Annotated in this window: 13 protein-coding genes; 4 read left to right on the top strand and 9 right to left on the bottom strand. The window is 69.6% G+C overall.

Annotated elements, in window-relative coordinates; translation table 11 throughout:
* Positions 1-68: 68 nt before the first annotated feature.
* A complete protein-coding gene (locus FBY41_RS10940) occupies positions 69-740 on the bottom strand; it encodes a winged helix-turn-helix transcriptional regulator (RefSeq protein ID WP_141844308.1) in 672 nt (223 codons plus the stop codon).
* A gap of 158 nt (positions 741-898) precedes the next feature.
* Between FBY41_RS10940 and FBY41_RS10935 the strand changes: the two genes are divergently transcribed.
* Entirely contained in the window at positions 899-1,735 is an 837-nt protein-coding gene (locus FBY41_RS10935) for a class I SAM-dependent methyltransferase (protein ID WP_141844305.1), read from the top strand.
* 43 nt (positions 1,736-1,778) lie between these two features.
* On the opposite strand, the gene FBY41_RS10930 is transcribed toward FBY41_RS10935, so the two are convergent.
* The 4 genes from FBY41_RS10930 to FBY41_RS10915 form a co-directional block, all read right to left on the bottom strand.
* On the bottom strand, positions 1,779-2,597 hold the full coding sequence (locus FBY41_RS10930) for an ABC transporter permease (protein WP_141844303.1): 819 nt from the start codon (positions 2,595-2,597) through the stop codon (positions 1,779-1,781).
* Between the two features lie 25 nt (positions 2,598-2,622).
* The gene (locus FBY41_RS10925; RefSeq protein WP_141844301.1) at positions 2,623-3,435 is read right to left on the bottom strand and encodes an ABC transporter permease; all 813 of its coding nucleotides are present in this window, start codon (positions 3,433-3,435) and stop codon (positions 2,623-2,625) included.
* An 80-nt stretch (positions 3,436-3,515) separates the two neighbouring features.
* The gene (locus tag FBY41_RS10920) at positions 3,516-4,733 is read right to left on the bottom strand and encodes an ABC transporter substrate-binding protein (protein WP_260439693.1); all 1,218 of its coding nucleotides are present in this window, start codon (positions 4,731-4,733) and stop codon (positions 3,516-3,518) included.
* 11 nt (positions 4,734-4,744) lie between these two features.
* Positions 4,745-5,824: an ABC transporter ATP-binding protein gene (locus tag FBY41_RS10915; protein ID WP_141844296.1), complete on the bottom strand. Its 1,080-nt coding sequence runs from the start codon at positions 5,822-5,824 to the stop codon at positions 4,745-4,747.
* Between the two features lie 101 nt (positions 5,825-5,925).
* Here FBY41_RS10915 and FBY41_RS10910 point away from each other — a divergent pair, with 101 nt between their 5' ends.
* Both FBY41_RS10910 and FBY41_RS10905 read left to right on the top strand, forming a co-directional pair.
* Positions 5,926-6,693 (top strand): FadR/GntR family transcriptional regulator, encoded by a 768-nt coding sequence (locus tag FBY41_RS10910; RefSeq protein WP_221629257.1) that lies wholly within the window; start codon positions 5,926-5,928, stop codon positions 6,691-6,693.
* The gene (locus FBY41_RS10905; protein WP_141844294.1) at positions 6,690-7,421 is read left to right on the top strand and encodes a cache domain-containing protein; all 732 of its coding nucleotides are present in this window, start codon (positions 6,690-6,692) and stop codon (positions 7,419-7,421) included. The genes FBY41_RS10910 and FBY41_RS10905 overlap by 4 nt, the downstream gene beginning before the upstream one ends.
* 166 nt (positions 7,422-7,587) lie before the next feature.
* On the opposite strand, the gene FBY41_RS10900 is transcribed toward FBY41_RS10905, so the two are convergent.
* The gene (locus FBY41_RS10900) at positions 7,588-8,694 is read right to left on the bottom strand and encodes a DUF6081 family protein (protein ID WP_141844292.1); all 1,107 of its coding nucleotides are present in this window, start codon (positions 8,692-8,694) and stop codon (positions 7,588-7,590) included.
* Positions 8,695-8,985: 291 nt separating this feature from the next.
* Between FBY41_RS10900 and FBY41_RS10895 the strand changes: the two genes are divergently transcribed.
* Positions 8,986-9,873 carry an alpha/beta fold hydrolase gene (locus tag FBY41_RS10895; protein ID WP_141844289.1) on the top strand — a complete coding sequence of 296 codons (888 nt, stop codon included), beginning with the start codon at positions 8,986-8,988 and terminating at the stop codon, positions 9,871-9,873.
* 25 nt (positions 9,874-9,898) lie between these two features.
* Here the strand turns inward: FBY41_RS10895 and FBY41_RS10890 are convergent, their stop codons facing one another.
* From FBY41_RS10890 to FBY41_RS10880, 3 genes are all read right to left on the bottom strand, one after another.
* Positions 9,899-13,432: a hypothetical protein gene (locus FBY41_RS10890; RefSeq protein WP_141844287.1), complete on the bottom strand. Its 3,534-nt coding sequence runs from the start codon at positions 13,430-13,432 to the stop codon at positions 9,899-9,901.
* 8 nt (positions 13,433-13,440) lie between these two features.
* Complete coding sequence (locus FBY41_RS10885) at positions 13,441-15,048, bottom strand: hypothetical protein (RefSeq protein ID WP_141844284.1); 1,608 nt, start codon at positions 15,046-15,048, stop codon at positions 13,441-13,443.
* A gap of 151 nt (positions 15,049-15,199) precedes the next feature.
* Entirely contained in the window at positions 15,200-16,369 is a 1,170-nt protein-coding gene (locus tag FBY41_RS10880; protein WP_141844282.1) for a fatty acid desaturase family protein, read from the bottom strand.
* Between the last annotated feature and the right edge of the window lie 64 nt (positions 16,370-16,433).

Raw genomic sequence — 16,433 nt, 5'->3', positions numbered from 1 at the left:
GCTGGACCCGATCTGCTGCACCTCGCCACGGCGGGAGGCGTGCGCGATCTGACCGCGGCCGCCCCGAGTCAGGCCGTGGCCGCGACGAAGCGCGCGACGGGACTCAGCTGGAGCACCTCGTCGAGCCGCCTCGTCACCGTCGTCGGCCCCTGCACGGTGACGCGACCCGCCCGCAGCGCTACGGGCAGCGGCACGTGGCCGAGCCACACGGCATACAACGACGCGACGTCGGAGGAGATCGTGAGGTCGACCGGATAGCCCGGGTCGGCCATGCAGACCGACGGCACGCCGCGCTCGACGAGGATCCAGAAGCGGCGCGCGTCATCGGCGAAGCGCACGTGCAGGACGTGGCGCTCCCCCTCGAGGCTCGAGGTGTCGACGCGCGTGTGCATCCACCAGACGAGCAGCTGGGCGTCCAGCTCGTCGGGCTCCGGGTCACCGAACGTGAAGCGGGCGCCCCACTCGGCCATGCCGAAGACGATCTGCTCGAGGGCGCGGCCCGACGGCGTGAGCACGTAGTGCTGGCCCGTCCGCGTGACGACCCCCGCGCGCTCGAGGTGCCGCAGCCGCTTCGTCAGCAGGCTCCGCGAGAGGCCCGGGAGCCCGCGCGCGAGGTCGTTGAAGCGCGTCGTGCCCACGAGCAGGTCACGCACGATGAGCAGCGTCCACCGCTCCCCCACGACATCGAGCGTGCGTGAGACGGGGCAGTACTGCCCGGCGCCGGGATCGTGTCGGCCCATGGTCAACCTCCTGTCGGTCCTCTCATTGTCGGTCTCGGATCTGGACCGCGTCAGTCCACTTTCAGGACTGGGGTGCACCGGAGTGCGGGCGGATGCTGGTGCGACGGGCAGGCAGCGAGGGGCTGCCGACAGTCGCCCGGACCAGGGAGGAAACCCGCATGACCACACAGACCCAGACCCCGCCGACGGCCGACGACACGGCCCTCAAGGCGAAGCACGCCGCGATGTGGGCGCTCGGCGACTACGCGGCCGTCGCCCGGGAGCTCATCCCCGAGCTCGGCCACGTGCTCGTCGACGCCTGCGCCATCGGGCCGGGCCAGCGCGTCCTCGACGTCGCTGCCGGCACGGGCAACGTCGCGATCCCCGCCGCTCAGGCGGGCGCCGAGGTCGTCGCCTGCGACCTCGCGCCCGAGCTGCTGGACATCGGCCGCGGGCTTGCCCGCGAAGCCGGCACATCGCTCGACTGGCGCCGCGCCGATGCCGAGTCACTGCCCTTCGGCGACGGGTCCTTCGACGTCGTCACCTCGTGCGTCGGCGTGATGTTCGCCCCGCACCACCAGCTCGCCGCGGACGAGCTCGTGCGGGTGCTGCGCCCCGGGGGTCGCCTCGGCCTCGTCGCGTGGACGCCGGCAGGCTTCATCGGCCAGATGTTCGCCACGATGAAGCCGTATGCCGCACCGCCGCCTCCCGGGGCCCAGCCCCCGCCGCTGTGGGGCGACGAGAGCCACACCCGCGAGCTGCTCGGCGGGCGGGTGGAGGACATCGTGACCGAGAAGCGCTCTCTGACAGTCCATTTCGACCAGCCAGAGGACTTCCGCGACTTCTTCAAGCGCACCTACGGGCCGACGATCGTCACCTATCGCGGCATCGCCGACGACCCCGCCAAGGTCGCCGCCCTCGACGCGGCTCTGACGGAGCTGGCCCGCGAACACATGGACGGCTCCGGGCGCATGGGCTGGGAGTACCTGCTGCTCACCGCGCGCCGCACCGCCTGACCCCGCCGCCCTCCCGCCGCTGGGGGTGGCGGGAGGACCGAGGTCAGATGCGGCTCTCAGCGGCGTCCGCCCCGGCGAGACGCTGCGCCAGCCACACCGGCACGATCGAGACGATGATGAGCACCACGGCCACGACGTTGACGACGGGCGCCTGGTTGGGCCGGAAGAGGTTGTTGAAGATCCAGATCGGCAGGGTCTGGCTGTCGGGCCCGGCCGTGAAGGTCGTGACGACGATCTCGTCGAAGCTGAGCGCAAAGGCGAGCAGTGCCCCGGCCAGCAGGCTCGAGCGCAGCAGGGGAAAGGTGACCCGGCGGAACGTCGTGAACGGCCTCGCTCCGAGGTCGGCCGACGCCTGCTCGAGCGAGCCTCCCATCCGACGCAGCCGCGCGGTCACGTTGTTGAAGATGAGGACGATGCAGAAGGTCGCATGGCCGACGATGATCGTGAAGAGTCCCGCGCCGATGCCGAAGACGGGGGTGAGGAGGTTCTGGATCACCGACTGCAGCGCGATACCGGTGACGATGCCGGGCAGCGCGATCGGCAGGACGACGAGGATCGAGATCGCGTGCTTGCCGAAGAAGTCGAAGCGGCTGAGGGCGAGGGCGAGCAACGTGCCGAGCACGAGCGCTATCGCCGTCGCCCCGAGGCCGGCCTTGACGGAGACGAGCAGCGCATCGCGCGGACCCTGCGCCTGGAGGGCGAGGTTCCACCACTGCGTCGTGAAGCCCGGCGGCGGCCAGCCGAACGTGCGGTCGCTGTTGAAGGAGTTGAGCGTGACGACGAGGATCGGCACGTAGATGAAGGTGAACACGACGGTGGCAAAGGCGGTCAGCGCGATCTTGGCGCCGCGTCCGAGTCTCATCGCCGCCTCCGGCCGGTTGTCGGGTTCACAGGTTGTCGAGCGCGCCCGTGCGGCGCACGGCGAGCAGGTAGAGGACCATGATGAGCGCCGACACCGTGCCGAGGGCGGCGGCGAAGGGCAGGTCGAGGGTGATGTTCTGCAGCACGGCCGTCCCCAGCACCTGGAGCTTGCCGCCGACGATCTGCACCGCGATGTAGTCGCCGAGCGACAGCGAGAAGGTGAAGATCGAGCCCGCAGCGATCGCCGGCAGCAGCGCGGGGACGACGACGCGGCGGAAGGTCGCGAGGGGACGGGCCCCGAGGTCGGCGCTCGCCTCGAGGTGGGTCTCGGGCAGCCGCTCGAAGGCGGCGTAGACCGGGAGCACCATGTAGGGCAGCCAGAGGTAGGTCAGCGTCAGCACGAGGGCACCGAAGCCGTAGCCCGGCGTCGCGCCGAAGGCGTTGTCGAGCACGCCGTCGGGCTGCACCATCGTGCGCCACGCGTACGCCTTGACGAGGTAGCTCGCCCAGAGCGGCACGAGCACTGCCGCGAGGAGCAGCCCCCGCAGCCGCCGCGGCGCCACGCGCGCCATGAAGAACGCCAACGGCACGGCGATGGCGATGCAGAGCACCGTGACGAGCGCGGCGATGAGCAGCGTCCGGCCGATGATGCGCAGGTAGGTCGGTGAGAAGAGGTCGGCGAAGTTCTCGAGCGTGAAGGTGCGCACGACCTGGTTGGTGAACGGGTCGGTCGTCCAGAACGCCGTCGCGAAGATCACCGCCAGAGCACCGAGGTAGGCGACGACGAGCCACAGCAGTGGTGGGCCCAGCAGGGCAGCGAGCCCTCTGCGTCGGCTCATGCGTCGCCTCCCTCGGTGGTCTGGATCAGTCGGTGGGTGAAGTGGTGGGTGCAGTGGAGCCGCCGGTCAGGGCGGCGAGATCAGCTGTTGCGGATCTCGGTCCAGGCCTTGGTCCACGCCGCGTAGTCGGTGCACTTGACGTCCGTCCGGCCGTCGAGGCACGTGGAGATCGGGGTGTTCCAGTAGCGCACCTTGGAGAAGTACTCCTCGTCCTCGGCGTGGAAGACGGTGCAGTGGTTCTTGTCGGCCGTCTCGGCGCACGCCTTCTTGTTGGCCGGGGCCTCACCGAAGTACTCGGCGATCTGGGCGTTGACCTTGGGCGAGACGATGTGGTCGATGAACTTGTAGGCACAGGTCTTGTGCTGCGACTTCGCGCCGACCATCCACGTGTCCGACCAGCCGGTGGCGCCCTCCTTGGGCAGCACGGCCTCGACGGGTGCCTTCTCGCCCTTGGCGACGTTGGCGATGACCTGCCACGTCGTCCCGATCGTCGACGAGCCGCTCTTGAAGGCCTGGACCTCCTTGAGGTAGTCCGACCAGTACTCGCTGATATTGGCCTTTTGCGCCTTGAGCAGGTCGACGGCGGCGGCGAGCTGGGTCTCGTCGAGGGCGTAGGGGTCCTTGATGCCGAGCTCGGGCTTGGTCGCCATGAGGTAGAGCGCGGCGTCGGCGATGTAGATCGGCGAGTCGTAGGCCGTCACCTTGCCCGCCTGCGCTCCCGCCTTGTCGAAGACGGCACCCCACGAGTCGGGGGCGGGCTTCACGAGGTCGGTGCGGTACATCAGCAGGTTGGCCCCACGACCGTGCGGGATGCCGTAGGGGACGCCGTTGACGGAGTTCCACGGCTTCATCTTGAGCGACTCGAAGATGTCGGGGTAGTTCGTGACGAGCGAGGTGTTGACCGGCTCGACGTCACCTGCGGCGATGAGGCGCAGGGTCGCGTCGCCCGAGGCCGAGACGGTGTCGTACTGCCCCGTGCGCATGAGCTGGACGGCCTCGTCCGAGGTGCCGAAGGTCTTGACGTTGACCTTGCAGCCCGACGACTTCTCGAAGTCGCTCACCCAGTCGACGGCAGGGTCGTTGCTGCCGTCCTCGACGTAGCCCGGCCAGGCGAGGACGTTGACCTCGCCCTCCGGCGTGCCCAGCTTGTCCATGGCCTTGAGGTTCGGCACCTGCATGCCCCCGGGTGCGGCGCTGGCCCCGGTGGAGCCGGAGTCGGCCGAGCTGCCGCAGCCGGCGAGGGCCAGCACGGCCACGGCGGCAACTGCTCCGAAGCCCTTGATCTTTGACGAACGCACGCCAATCTCCTTCATCTGCTTGCTGATTCGGGCACGTCGATGACGTGCTCCGGGTTCCACTGGATCCGGACACGCTCGCCACGGCGCAGGTTCGCTGCGGCATGGCTCGCTCCGGTGTTCTGCTCGAGCGCGGTGAGTCGCGCGCCGGCGTCGAGTGCGACGACGTAGCGCGTGATGGGGCCGCCGTAGACGACCTCCTCGAGCACCGCTTCGGCCCCCATGAGCCCATCGCCCCGCTGTGTGTCCCCCGCGGGAGCGATGAGGAGCTTCTCCGGGCGGATCGCGAACGAGCCCTCCCGGCCGATGACGGCCCGCGCGGCGTCGCCGGCGAGCAGGTTCGACGTGCCGACGAAGCCGGCGACGAAGGCGGAGGCGGGGCTCTCGTAGACCTCGCGGGCGGTGCCGACCTGCTCGATGCGGCCGGCGTGGAAGACGGCGACCCGGTCAGAGAGGGTCAGCGCCTCCTCCTGGTCGTGCGTGACGAAGAGGAAGGTGATGCCGACGTCGCGCTGGATGCCCTTGAGCTCGACCTGCATCTGCTCTCGCAGCTTGAGGTCGAGGGCGCCGAGCGGCTCGTCGAGCAGCAGCACCGTGGGCCGGTTGACGAGGGCCCGGGCGAGGGCGACCCGCTGGCGCTGGCCGCCCGAGAGCTGGGAGGGCTTGCGCTTGCCGTGGTCGCCGAGCCGCACCTGCTCGAGCGCCTCGGCGACGCGGGTCCGGCGCTCTGCTCGGCTGACCTTCTTGACGAGCAGGCCGTACTCGACGTTCTCCGCGACCGACATGTGGGGGAAGAGGGCGTAGTCCTGGAAGACCGTGTTGACGTCGCGGTCGAACGGCTGGCGCTTCGTGACGTCGGCGCCGGCGAGCTCGATGCGCCCGGAGGTCGGCTCCTCGAAGCCGGCGATCATGCGCAGCACCGTCGTCTTGCCGGACCCCGACGGGCCGAGCATCGAGAAGAACTCCCCCGCGCGCACGTCGAGGTCGACGTCGTCGACGGCCACCACCGGGGGCGTCCCGGCGAACTCCTTGCGCAGCGACGTGAGCCTGATGGCCGGGGTGCCCGGCCCTGCCGGCCCTGTCCGCTCTGCCATGGTTCTCCTCGACGACGTGTGGTGTCCTACCTCTGGACGCAAAAGGTATGGCTCCATATGTTTAAGCGCAAGGGATTCGTCGAAACTGATGCGGAGGCTCCATGGCGGACCGGTCGTTGCCCCTCGGCCCGTATGCCGCCGTGTTCGCCCCGCTGCCCGTCGAGGGGCGCGCCGAGACCGTCCGGCGCCGGCTCGGCGAGGCCATCACGCTCGGCCTGCTGCCGGACGGGAGCATGCTCCCGCCGGAGAGCGACCTCGCCGACCGCTTCGGCGTGGCGACCGTCACCGTGCGCGAGGCCCTGGGCGCCCTGCGCGACGACGACCTCATCGTCACTCGCCGCGGACGCGGTGGCGGGTCGTTCGTCAAGGCCCCGAGGGACGGCGGCCGGGCCGCCCTGCTCTCCCGGCTCTCACGCGTCGGCCTCGGCGAGCTGCGTGACCTCGCCGACCACTACTGCGCCATCAGCGGGCACTGCGCGGCGCTCGCGGCCGGTCGCGCCGACCCCGACGACGTCGCGCGACTGCGCCGGCTCGCGACGGCACGACCTGCGCCCGACGACGCCAGCGGCATACCGCGGCACGAGGGCACCTTCCACCTCGAGCTCGCCGCGACGGCGCAGTCCGCGCGGCTGACGCGCGAGGAGATGGTGCTCCAGCGTGAGATCGGGCCGGTCCTCTGGCTCGCCGACGCTGAGGCCGGCGAGGGATGGGGGGCGCTGCGTCAGGCCGACCCGCACGGGTCGATCGTCGAGGCCGTGGCACTCGGCGAACCGGTGACGGCCCGGGCCCGCGCGGAGGATCATGTGCGAGAGCTCTTCGACGCGGTCAAGTCCCTGCACCGCGTCGCCCGATCGCGGAGGCGCCGATGACGACCACGACGACGGCCACCGATGTGGCCGGCTGGGTCGCGAACTTCGGTGCGCGGCTCTTCGACCAGCTCGACGAGCTCGGGGCCTGCCTCGCCGAGTCCCTCTCCGGCGAGGCGCCCCGTCGCTCCGACCTCGACATCGAGGAGCGCTGCCGCGCTCTCCTCGCCGACCCGACGACGCCCATCGCGGGTGCCGGCGCGGTCATGGCACCCGGTGTGCTGGCGGACGCTGCCTACTGGCTCGAGTGGTGGACGGTCGAGTCCCGCGGCGGGTCGGTGACGATCGCCAAGCTGGCCGCCGAGACCGACCCGCGGGCCGTCGGCTTCCGCGACTACACCGAGCTGCCTTGGTACACCAAGCCCTTCGAGACCGGCGGGCGGCACGTGACCGGCCCCTACGTCGACTACCTGTGCACCGACCAGTACACGCTGACGTTCACCCAACCGCTCCTCGTCGGGGGGACGTTCGCCGGCGTCGTCGGCCTCGACGTGCTGGTGGCGTGGTTCGAGGAGCACCTGCTCGACGTCATGGAGGGCCTCGAACGCGGCTGCGTCCTCGTCAACGCCGCCGGCCGCGTCGTCACGTCGTCCGACCCGGCCTGGGTCACCGGCGACCTCGTGCGCGACCTCCCCCTGGAGGCGTGGCGTGCCGGCGCCGACGACGCGTCGCCGCACTGGCGGGCGACGCCGTGCGACGGGTTGCCCTTCTTCGTCCTGACGCCGCGCTGAGCGCCTGACCACGGCGCACGCCCGAGGGCCAGCCACCGGCGTGTGCCGCGGGGCCCGGCTCCGGACATGAGGAGAGGCGCCACTCGCTCGGGGGTCCGAGTGGCGCCTCTTCACCCCCTCCATCGTGCGAGCTCCGGGAAGCGTTACAGGCCCTGACAAGAAATCTTCAGCGACCTGTCGTCGTCACCCGGAAGCCGCTGAAGACGCCTGTGGCGCCCTGACCGAACGCGCGCTCCTCCGGCGAGATCGACACGCTGTAGGCCGCCGACTCCGGCGCGCAGGAACCCGCCCCGGGCAACGCCCCGGGCGGCGTGCAGCCGTACTGGAACGGGAAGGCATCGAGCAGGCTGAACAGGCCGTGGCCGATGGAGAACGAGGTGATCTGGTCGGCGAGCTTCTCCCCAGCGCCCAGGGACGGGTAGGTGCCGGACCATGCGACACCCTTGCCCTGACGGTCCAGCGGGATACCGACGTTCGTGACTGCAGCCACCACCTTGCCGTCGAGCGCATAGCTGACGGTGGCCTGACCGGGGCTGCGGGAGAAGGTGATCGCGACGTGGTGAGGCTCGCCAGGGCTGACCGGGATGTTCTTGATGATCTGGGTGTAGGCCCTGTCGAGGCCGACCTCCGTCGCGCCGGGGCACGAGGGGTTGCTCGTGTTGCCCGTGACCGTCGTGGGCAGTCGCTCGATGAGCGGGAAGGCCGAGTTGCCGGCGACGAACCAGTCGAAGAGCTGTCCGGTGCAGAAGTCGATCATGTTGAGCACGACCCCGGCCTGCTGACCTTCGAGCACCGTCGCCGTGTACGGGCGCGCCTGCGGGTCCGCGAGGCTCCACGACCCCGGCGGACCGTAGACGCCGTTCACGACGTGTCCGGCCTCGGCGCCCGGGGTGCTCGCGGCGATGTCGACCTCGAAGGTCACGGTCCCCACCTTGGGCACCGCGAATGTCTGGGTGCTCACCCCGATGTACTTGAGGTGGTCGAAGACACTGAAGTCCGTGCCCGGCTTGAACGGCACGTCGCTCAGGGTGACCGCGCCCGACGGCGCGACCTGGGGCACCACCCCGTCGAGGGGGCCGTACGGGTTGGCCCAGCGGCCGGCATACTCCGCCGCAGTGTGCGAGTCGTAGTCGACGACCGCTACGGGTACCCCGGGGGGTGCCACCGCGCCTGCCTGCGGCGGGCCGAGGACCACGAGCGCTCCGGCTGCTCCCGCGGCAGCCGCAGACAGGAGGACGCGGCGCGCGCGCCGCGATCGGGAAAGGGGAGGCATGAGCGGACTCCTTCACACGATGGCTGAGGTCGCAGCGGGCGTATGCCGCGGGCCTGGGCGCCGCCGCCGGGTGGTCCCCCGGCCCGGGCGCGTCCGCAACCATGCTTCGCCGCTGTGGAGACCGCCGACAATGGTCACCGGTGGCCAGGGCTGACTAGTCCCTCCGCGGCGGCCGAACGACCCACGCCACGGGCGGTGCGTGGCGAAGGACACGAACCGATCGTGGAGGCACATCGCCGCCGTCGGGCTAACCTCGACAGAGGAGCCCAACCGACCCGAGGAGGTGTCGTGATGTCGCTGACTCCTCACGTGATCTCGCTGCGCGGCCACGCGCTGTCCTACGTCGAGAGCGGCGAGGGCGAGGCCGTGCTCTTCGTCCACGGCCTGCTCGGCTCGCACCGCAACTGGGCGCACCTCATCCACCGGCTCGACGACCGCAACCGGGTCATCGTGCCCGACCTCTTCGGCCACGGTGCCTCCGCAAACCCCACGGGCGACTACTCGCTGGGCGCACACGCCGCGACCCTGCGCGACCTGCTCGACCGCCTCGGCATCGACCGCGTGACCCTCGTCGGGCACTCGTTGGGCGGCGGCATCTCCCTCGAGTTCTGCTACCTCTTCCCCGAGCGCGTCGAGCGGCTCGTGCTCGTCGGCAGTGGTGGCCTCGGCCCCGAGGTCATCGCCGCGCTGCGCGCGGCCACGCTGCCCGGAGCCGAGTGGGTCCTCCCCGCGCTCGCGTCGGGGTGGGTCCGCGGCCGGGTCGAGACCGTCGGCAAGACCCTGGCGAAGGCCGGCTGGCGCGCGAGCAACGACATGCGCGCCGTGTGGGAGGGCTTCGCGAGACTGAGCGACGCGGACAGCAGGCGAGCCTTCCTCGCGACAACGCGCGCCGTCATCGACGCCCGGGGCCAGAGCATCACCGCCCACGACTACCTCCCCGACCTCGTCGACATCCCCGTCCTCGTCGTCTGGGGCACCAATGACATGGTCATCCCCGCGACGCACGCGGCGCGGGCCAAGGAAGCCATCCCCGGCTGCCGGGTCGAGCTCTTCGAAGGGGCCGGGCACTACCCCCACCTCGATGATCCCGACCGCTTCGCCGACCTCATCCGCGACTTCATCCGCTCGACCGGACCCAGCGAGGGTCACGGCCACGAGGTCACGGAGTCAGCGAGCTGACGAGCCCGCCGGGATCACACCGGTCTCACACCGGGCTGACACTTGCGCTGACACCCGGACCGGGACCTTGGTTGGTGCCGGGCGGCCAGCGACTCGTCGTGTCGTCGGGCAGGAACGACGATGCGAAGATGCCGACCCCGTAGGCGAGGATCGTCGCCACGACGACACCGGTGAAGATGCCCTTGCTGATCGACTCCGGGTCGAAGACCGCCGCGATGCCGACGATGCCGGTGGCGTTGAAGCTGACGTTGGCGGCAACGCTCACGATCGTCTGGACGCTGGTGTTGTGCGACAGCGCCCAGATGGTCGGAACCATCCAGGCCGTGCTGATGACGTACTCGACGAAGGGCGAGGCCTCGGACCAGAAGGTGAGGAAGGCGCCGTTCTGGCCGCCCTTGACGAACGTGAAGAGGCTGATGTCGACGAGCGCCTTGACGATGCTGATGCCGGTGATCGCCTCGTTCATGATCTGGTCCCAGGTCTGCGCCGACGCGATGCCGAAGTCGGGCGAGCAGTACGGGATGTAGCACAGGGCGTTGCCGATCGACGCGACGGCGTTCGTGGGGTAGTAGATCTTGATGGCGGAGAAGGTCGAGACCCCGAAGCTCGCCGCGAGCGCCAGCACGTTGGCCGAGAACTTCCACCTGTCGCCGGCGCTCCCGAGCGCCGGGGCCACCAGGGCGCCGGCTGGGTCCACTGAGCCCGAGAGCGTGGCCCGGACGGCCGCGTTGGCCGGCTCCGCCGCCGGCTGGGCGAGGATCGTGCGGATCGTCGCGAAGTCCGGAGCGTCGATGAGCGCGGTCGTCGTCGCGTCGTCGGGGAAGGGGGCGGTCCCGTGGGCGATCTTGTAGATGACCGTCGCGGGGATGGCCGTGATGAGGCACGCGAGGTCCATGAAGCTGAGGGGCGCATGGGCGAACTTCTTGTACATCCACGACAGCACCGGGATGTCGATGGTGGCGTCCAGCGTCGACAGCACCCCCTGCACCACGGCGGCGAGCACGTCGATGACGGCGATGACGATGTTCTCGAGGCTCTCGACGACGAGGTCGGCGATGATCGCGAAGAGCCGCTCCATGATGGTCTCGACGCTGAGGGTGGCGAGCTGGTCGACGATCTGCGTCTTGATGGCCGTGTAGGCGGCATGGATGTCGTCGCGCTCCCGGTCGATGGCAGCGAGGATGTCCTCGAAGACGGCGGCGAAGCCCGACACGTCGGGCTCGTCGGTCGAGGCGGTCGTGGTGGCTCCCGACGCGTTGCTGTGCAGCTGGTGGGTGCCCCAGTTGGCGGCCGGGCTGCTCTGGCCGGGAGGCGACCCGGCTGCGGCGACCTCGCCGCCGAGTGACTGGCTCGGCTGGGGCAGGCCGGCCCAGGTGTTGATCGTGTCCTGGAGGGTGGTGCAGAGGGTGATGAGCCCCGCCTTGTAGGTCTCGAGGTTGTCGATCGAGTAGGTGATGTAGCAGTTGAAGAACGTGCGGATGACGGCGTGCGTCCGGAGGATGTCGTTCCACGAGAAGATGAAGCCGAGCCACTGCACGAGCTTGTCGAACGCGACGCCGATCTTCTGGAAGACGAACTGCACCCCACGCATGACGTCGCTGACGCACGTGAGGATGAAGTGGTAGATGTCGTCGCCGAGCGTCACGAAGAAGTGGGCGACGTCGTCGGCCACCTGGACGACGAACTTCACGACGTCGTCGACGACGCCCTCGATCCAGCGCAGCACGTCGCCGGCGAAGGCCTCGATGGCCCCGGTCACGTCGCCGACCTCGGTGATGAACTGCACGTCCGCGTCGGCGAACGACAGCCCGAAGGCACCGCCCCCTCCCCGCGCGGTGAGGGCTGACGGCCGGTATGCCGCCGCGCTGGTCACGCTGCCGTCGCTCGGTAGCGACTGGGCGACCTGGGAGAACTGCTGGACGCACTGGGCCACGGCGTCCTGCTGGGCGGGAGTGACACCGGCGGGCACGAGGGGCGCGGTGTTGCCGAGCTCGTCGGTGACCGTGACGTCGAGGTCGGTGCCCGTGGTGACCCCGCTCAGGGTGGCGAGCGGGCCGGTCATCGGGTTGATCGTGGCCGTCGTGCCGTCGTCGGCCACGATGGCGTAGCAGACGGCCCCGATCGTCTGGGTCTCCTGGACGATGGTCACCGTGCCGACGTCGGTCGCCGCCACCGTGAGGGGCGCTGCGTCGGTGAGGGTCGTGTAGACGTCATTGAGGTAGACGGCGACGGGACTCGTCGCCGTGATCGTCACGGGTGACGCCGCGGCAGGCATCGAGGAGGCATCGAGCACGTTGATGTGCGTCGTGAAGGTGTAGGCCTCGTAGACGTCATCGGTCGCGAGGGGCGGCAGCAGCAGGGGCCGCGAGCTCCACTGGGTGGTCACGGGGTCCTGCGCCAGCTGCTGCAGGTTCTCCCCGCTCGTGTGCAGGAAGAGCGAGCTCGCGCCGGTCACGAGGTTGAGCGACGAGGCCACCTGGTCGGCGCCCTGCCCGATGGGGATGGGTGCCGACCACGCCGCGGGGTCCGCCTGGCCCTCGACGGTGCAGCGCGAGTAGAAGACGGTGCCGTCGCTGTTGCGGGCCCACAGCGTCACGAGGTCGCCGACGACGTTGACCTCGACGAGGTCGACCCCGGTGACGAGCGCGTCGGTGATGACCGCGACGGAGGTGCCGGTGTTGGTCTGCTGTGCGGGCGCGAAGAGGTTGATCGAGCCCTCCGCGGCGACGTAGAGGTTGGTGTGCCCTTGCGCGTCGACGGGCAGGACGGCGATCGCCGAGGCGCCGCCGGGCGGGTCGAGCTTCGTCACGACGACCGGGCCCGGGCCGTAGAGCGAGCCCGAGGGCGTGAAGGTGAGGCTCGTGTTGCCCGAGAGCGTGTAGAGCTCGTAGAGGCCGAAGACGAGGGAGGACTGCGGCATGCCCAGCGCCATCCCGAGCAGCTGCGTGTAGTTCTCGGCGGTGACGTACTCCTGCCACACCCCCGTCGTGACCCCGGGGTCGAGGCTCACGAGGTAGTTCGAGACGTAGGACGTCTGCGGGGCGAGGACGCCGGCCACGAGGTAGGGCACGAGCTGGGTGTCCTGGCTCGACTCGAGCCTCACGTAGGAGAGGGTGACGGGGTCGAGGGGGTTGGCAGCGTCGTCGTAGGCGCGCGGGACCCACGTACGGTTCATGGAGGAGGCCAGCCACGGAGCGTCCGGCGCGTACGAGAGGCCGGTGAGCACGAAGAGGCGGTCCTGGCCGTCCTCGGCGGTGTGGACCACCTGGGCCACCACGATGTCACCGGTCGACGACGCCTGCGAGACCGCGAAGGTCTTGGCCGACACGGTGAGGCCCGGCAGCAGCGCCGAGAGCTCGCTCGTGAGGTCGACCGGGGTCCATCCCGTGGTGACGCTCTGCTGCTCCTGGGTGACGTAGAGGATGCCGGTGTCGCCGATGCCGAAGAAGAGCGCATTCCCGTCGGAGGTCTGGAGCGCGTCGAACTCGGACTGGTCCGAGAGCACCTGCGCCGCCTTCTGGTTCTTCATCAGCTCGGTGGAGACCTGGAAGGTGGTCATCGTCGCCCCTAGGCCGTGTAGGTGATGTTGGCCGCGAGGTCGTCCGACGGGGCGAACTGCGGGTTGGCGAAGAGGAAGGTCTGGGCGCCGGGGAAGACGAAGTGGTTCGCGGAGGCGAGGCTCCCCTGGAGCGCTCCGAGGATGTTGTCGACCACCTGTGTCTCGACGGCCGCCCTCAGCTGCGTCATGCCGGTGGCATAGTTCTGCACCTGCCCGGCCAGGCCGCTGAGGAAGCGGTCCCACCCGTCCGGCGGCTTGCCCGTGACGACGGGCGGACTCGTGAAGTCGGTGTTGCCGAGGACGAGGTCGAGCTGGCCGTTGTTGGCGAGGTCGGCCTGCACGAGCAGCTCGGCGAACCACGAGTAGGTCGTGTCGGGGATCGTCGTGTCCTGTCCACCGCCCATGGTGCTCGACTGGATGTCACCGCTGAAGGTCGCGGTGCCGCTGACGAGCACGGTGGAGGGGCTCGCGGCTCCGGCGCCGTTGACGCCGACCTGCACCTGGCACGTGCTGGCGTACTGCGCCGAGACTCCGGTCGACCCCCCGAAGAAGCCGACCTCGTCGCTGACGGCAGCGGGGGCGTAGCTGTAGGTCGCGACGACGGAGCCGCTCGGGCTGGGCAGCACGGTGAAGGTCGCCGGCTGACCGGGGTTGACGTAGATCGCCCCGTCGTCGCCGTCGGCATGGGCGTCGGCCTGCAGCACCGGGCTGATCGTCTGCAGGATGCCGTTCAGCTCGGAGACGACCTGGCCGATGATGAAGTCGTGGCGGATGGCGATCGCCCCCGACACCGTGATGTCGTCGACGAAGTTGAAGCCGAAGCTCGTGGGCGGGTAGGCCGGCAGCGGGTTGCCCTGCACCATGACGAGGTAGTTGAGGGTGTCGAGGGGCGCAGAGGTCGACGTCTGCGGGCTGTAGGGCGTGACGCAGAAGTTGAGCGCCGTCGGCATGAACGTCGGTGCGAGCGCCGTGCCGCCGGTGAACTGGGCGGCGTAGCCGAAGACCATCGCTGCCGCAGCCTGCTGCTGGAGCAGGTACTGCTTCATGACGCCTTCGACGATGGCCGACCCGAGCGCCGAGAGGCCGTCGAGGCCCTCGAAGGAGGCCAGGGCTGCGGTGTTGAGGTCGACCCACAGCTGCTGGATCGAGAACATGTCGGGCCCGAGGTTCTCGACCTCGGTCTGGATCTGGGTCTGCACGTTCGCGGGCAGCGCGTCGATCGTCGTCGCCTGCAGTGCGAGCTGGACCTCGAACTGCATGACCCACGGAGTGCTGCCCTGCACGAGGTGGATGCCGAGCTGGCTGGCGGAGAAGACGCCGTTCTGGAAGGTGGCGTTGTACTGCACCATCTGCGGCCCGGCCTCGGTGTAGAGGGTGATGAGGTCGATGGGCTGCCGGGTCGTCGGGTCGAGGGTGGGGGCCAGCGTCCCCGTGAAGACGATCGTCGCCGTCTCGGCCGTCGCCTCGACGTAGTTCCCGTTGGAGTCGGTCGTGTAGTAGAGCGCGACCTGGGGCTCCTGCTGCAGCAGCCATCCGTCGAGTGCGACGTTGAGCGCTCGTTCGGTGACAGCGACGACAGTGTCGTAGTCGGTCAGGTTGATCTGCTGCAGACCCATGACGTCGTCTCCCTGCTGACCGCGTCTGGGACCGCGCGCCGTGGGGACGCCCAGACGAGAACGAGATCGCACCTACCCGAGGAGAGCCGAGGCTCATCCCCACTGTCGACCTCGGGCCGTCGGGTGTCAACGGGTTCGAGCGCGGAGCGGGTCAGGCAGCGGCGGCGTCGTCCACCGTCCGGCGGGTCGGCACGGGCAGCATCGGCAGCACCTTGGCCCGCGCCTTGCGGCCGAAGTTGTTCGGCAGCGAGAGGCGGATGACCTTCTTCCACGCCGAGGCCACCTGCCGCGGAAGGGAACCCGTCGTGTAGGTGAGACCGTACTTCTCGAAGAGCGCCTGCACCTGCGGCGCGATCTGCTGGTAGCGGTTGCTCGGCAGGTCGGGGAAGAGGTGGTGCTCGATCTGGAAGCTGAGGTTGCCGGTCATGAAGTGCATGGCCTTGCTGCCGCTGATGTTGGCAGAGCCGAGCATCTGGCGCAGGTACCACTCACCGCGGGTCTCTCCCACGATCGACTTGCGCTCGAAGGTCTCGACGCCCTCGGGGAAGTGGCCGCACATGATGACGGAGTGCGTCCAGAGGTTGCGGATGAGGTTGGCGGTCGCGTTGGCGGCCAGCGTGTTGAGGAAGGAGGGCCCGGACACGAGCGGGTGGATGACGTAGTCCTTCGTCATCTGGTTGCGGATCTTCTTCAGGGTGACCTTGGCGCGCGCCCGGAACTCCGGGTCGTTGCGCCGCTCCTTCGTCGCGAGGTTCTTGCCGAGCTCGAGGTCGTAGGCCGCGATGCCGTACTCGAAGAAACACGCGTTGACGAAGTTCCAGAGCGGCTGAGCCGTGTAGAACGGCACCCACCGCTGGTCCTCGTCGACGCGCATGATGCCGTAGCCGAGGTCGTTGTCCTTGCCGATGACGTTCGTGTAGGTGTGGTGCAGCTCGTTGTGCGAGTGCTTCCACTGCTCCGAAGGGCTCGCGTTGTCCCACTCCCACGTCGTCGAGTGGATCTTGGGGTCACGCATCCAGTCCCACTGGCCGTGCATGACGTTGTGGCCGATCTCCATGTTCTCGATGATCTTGGCGACCGCGAGGCCCGCCGTGCCGACGACCCAGGCGGGCGGGAACATCGAGATGAGCAGGATGGCGCGGCTGCCGAGCTCCAGCTTGCGCTGGGCGTCGATGACCTTGCGGATGTATGCCGCGTCGTCGGCTCCGCGCGTGTCGATCACCGACTGCCGGATGGCGTCGAGCTCGACACCGAGCTGCTCGATGTCCTCGGGCGTCAGGTGGCCGATGGGGTTGTGGGCCTTCTTCTGCAGGACGGTCATGGCACTTCCTCAGGTCGTCGTGGAGCGGGGTGTCCGCGAGCGGTCGCGGTGGTGGTTGTCGGGG

Source organism: Humibacillus xanthopallidus, assembly GCF_006716675.1.
Lineage (GTDB): Bacteria > Actinomycetota > Actinomycetes > Actinomycetales > Dermatophilaceae > Humibacillus > Humibacillus xanthopallidus_B.
The sequence above is the reverse complement of the archived record's forward strand: the minus strand, read 5'-3'. Positions and strand labels throughout refer to the sequence as shown.

Coding starts and splice junctions, on each gene's coding strand:
- FBY41_RS10940 (WP_141844308.1), bottom strand. CDS start 740: ATGGGCCGACACGATCCCGGCGCCGGGCAGTACTGCCCCGTCTCACGC.
- FBY41_RS10935 (WP_141844305.1), top strand. CDS start 899: ATGACCACACAGACCCAGACCCCGCCGACGGCCGACGACACGGCCCTC.
- FBY41_RS10930 (WP_141844303.1), bottom strand. CDS start 2,597: ATGAGACTCGGACGCGGCGCCAAGATCGCGCTGACCGCCTTTGCCACC.
- FBY41_RS10925 (WP_141844301.1), bottom strand. CDS start 3,435: ATGAGCCGACGCAGAGGGCTCGCTGCCCTGCTGGGCCCACCACTGCTG.
- FBY41_RS10915 (WP_141844296.1), bottom strand. CDS start 5,824: ATGGCAGAGCGGACAGGGCCGGCAGGGCCGGGCACCCCGGCCATCAGG.
- FBY41_RS10910 (WP_221629257.1), top strand. CDS start 5,926: ATGGCGGACCGGTCGTTGCCCCTCGGCCCGTATGCCGCCGTGTTCGCC.
- FBY41_RS10905 (WP_141844294.1), top strand. CDS start 6,690: ATGACGACCACGACGACGGCCACCGATGTGGCCGGCTGGGTCGCGAAC.
- FBY41_RS10900 (WP_141844292.1), bottom strand. CDS start 8,694: ATGCCTCCCCTTTCCCGATCGCGGCGCGCGCGCCGCGTCCTCCTGTCT.
- FBY41_RS10895 (WP_141844289.1), top strand. CDS start 8,986: ATGTCGCTGACTCCTCACGTGATCTCGCTGCGCGGCCACGCGCTGTCC.
- FBY41_RS10890 (WP_141844287.1), bottom strand. CDS start 13,432: ATGACCACCTTCCAGGTCTCCACCGAGCTGATGAAGAACCAGAAGGCG.
- FBY41_RS10885 (WP_141844284.1), bottom strand. CDS start 15,048: ATGGGTCTGCAGCAGATCAACCTGACCGACTACGACACTGTCGTCGCT.
- FBY41_RS10880 (WP_141844282.1), bottom strand. CDS start 16,369: ATGACCGTCCTGCAGAAGAAGGCCCACAACCCCATCGGCCACCTGACG.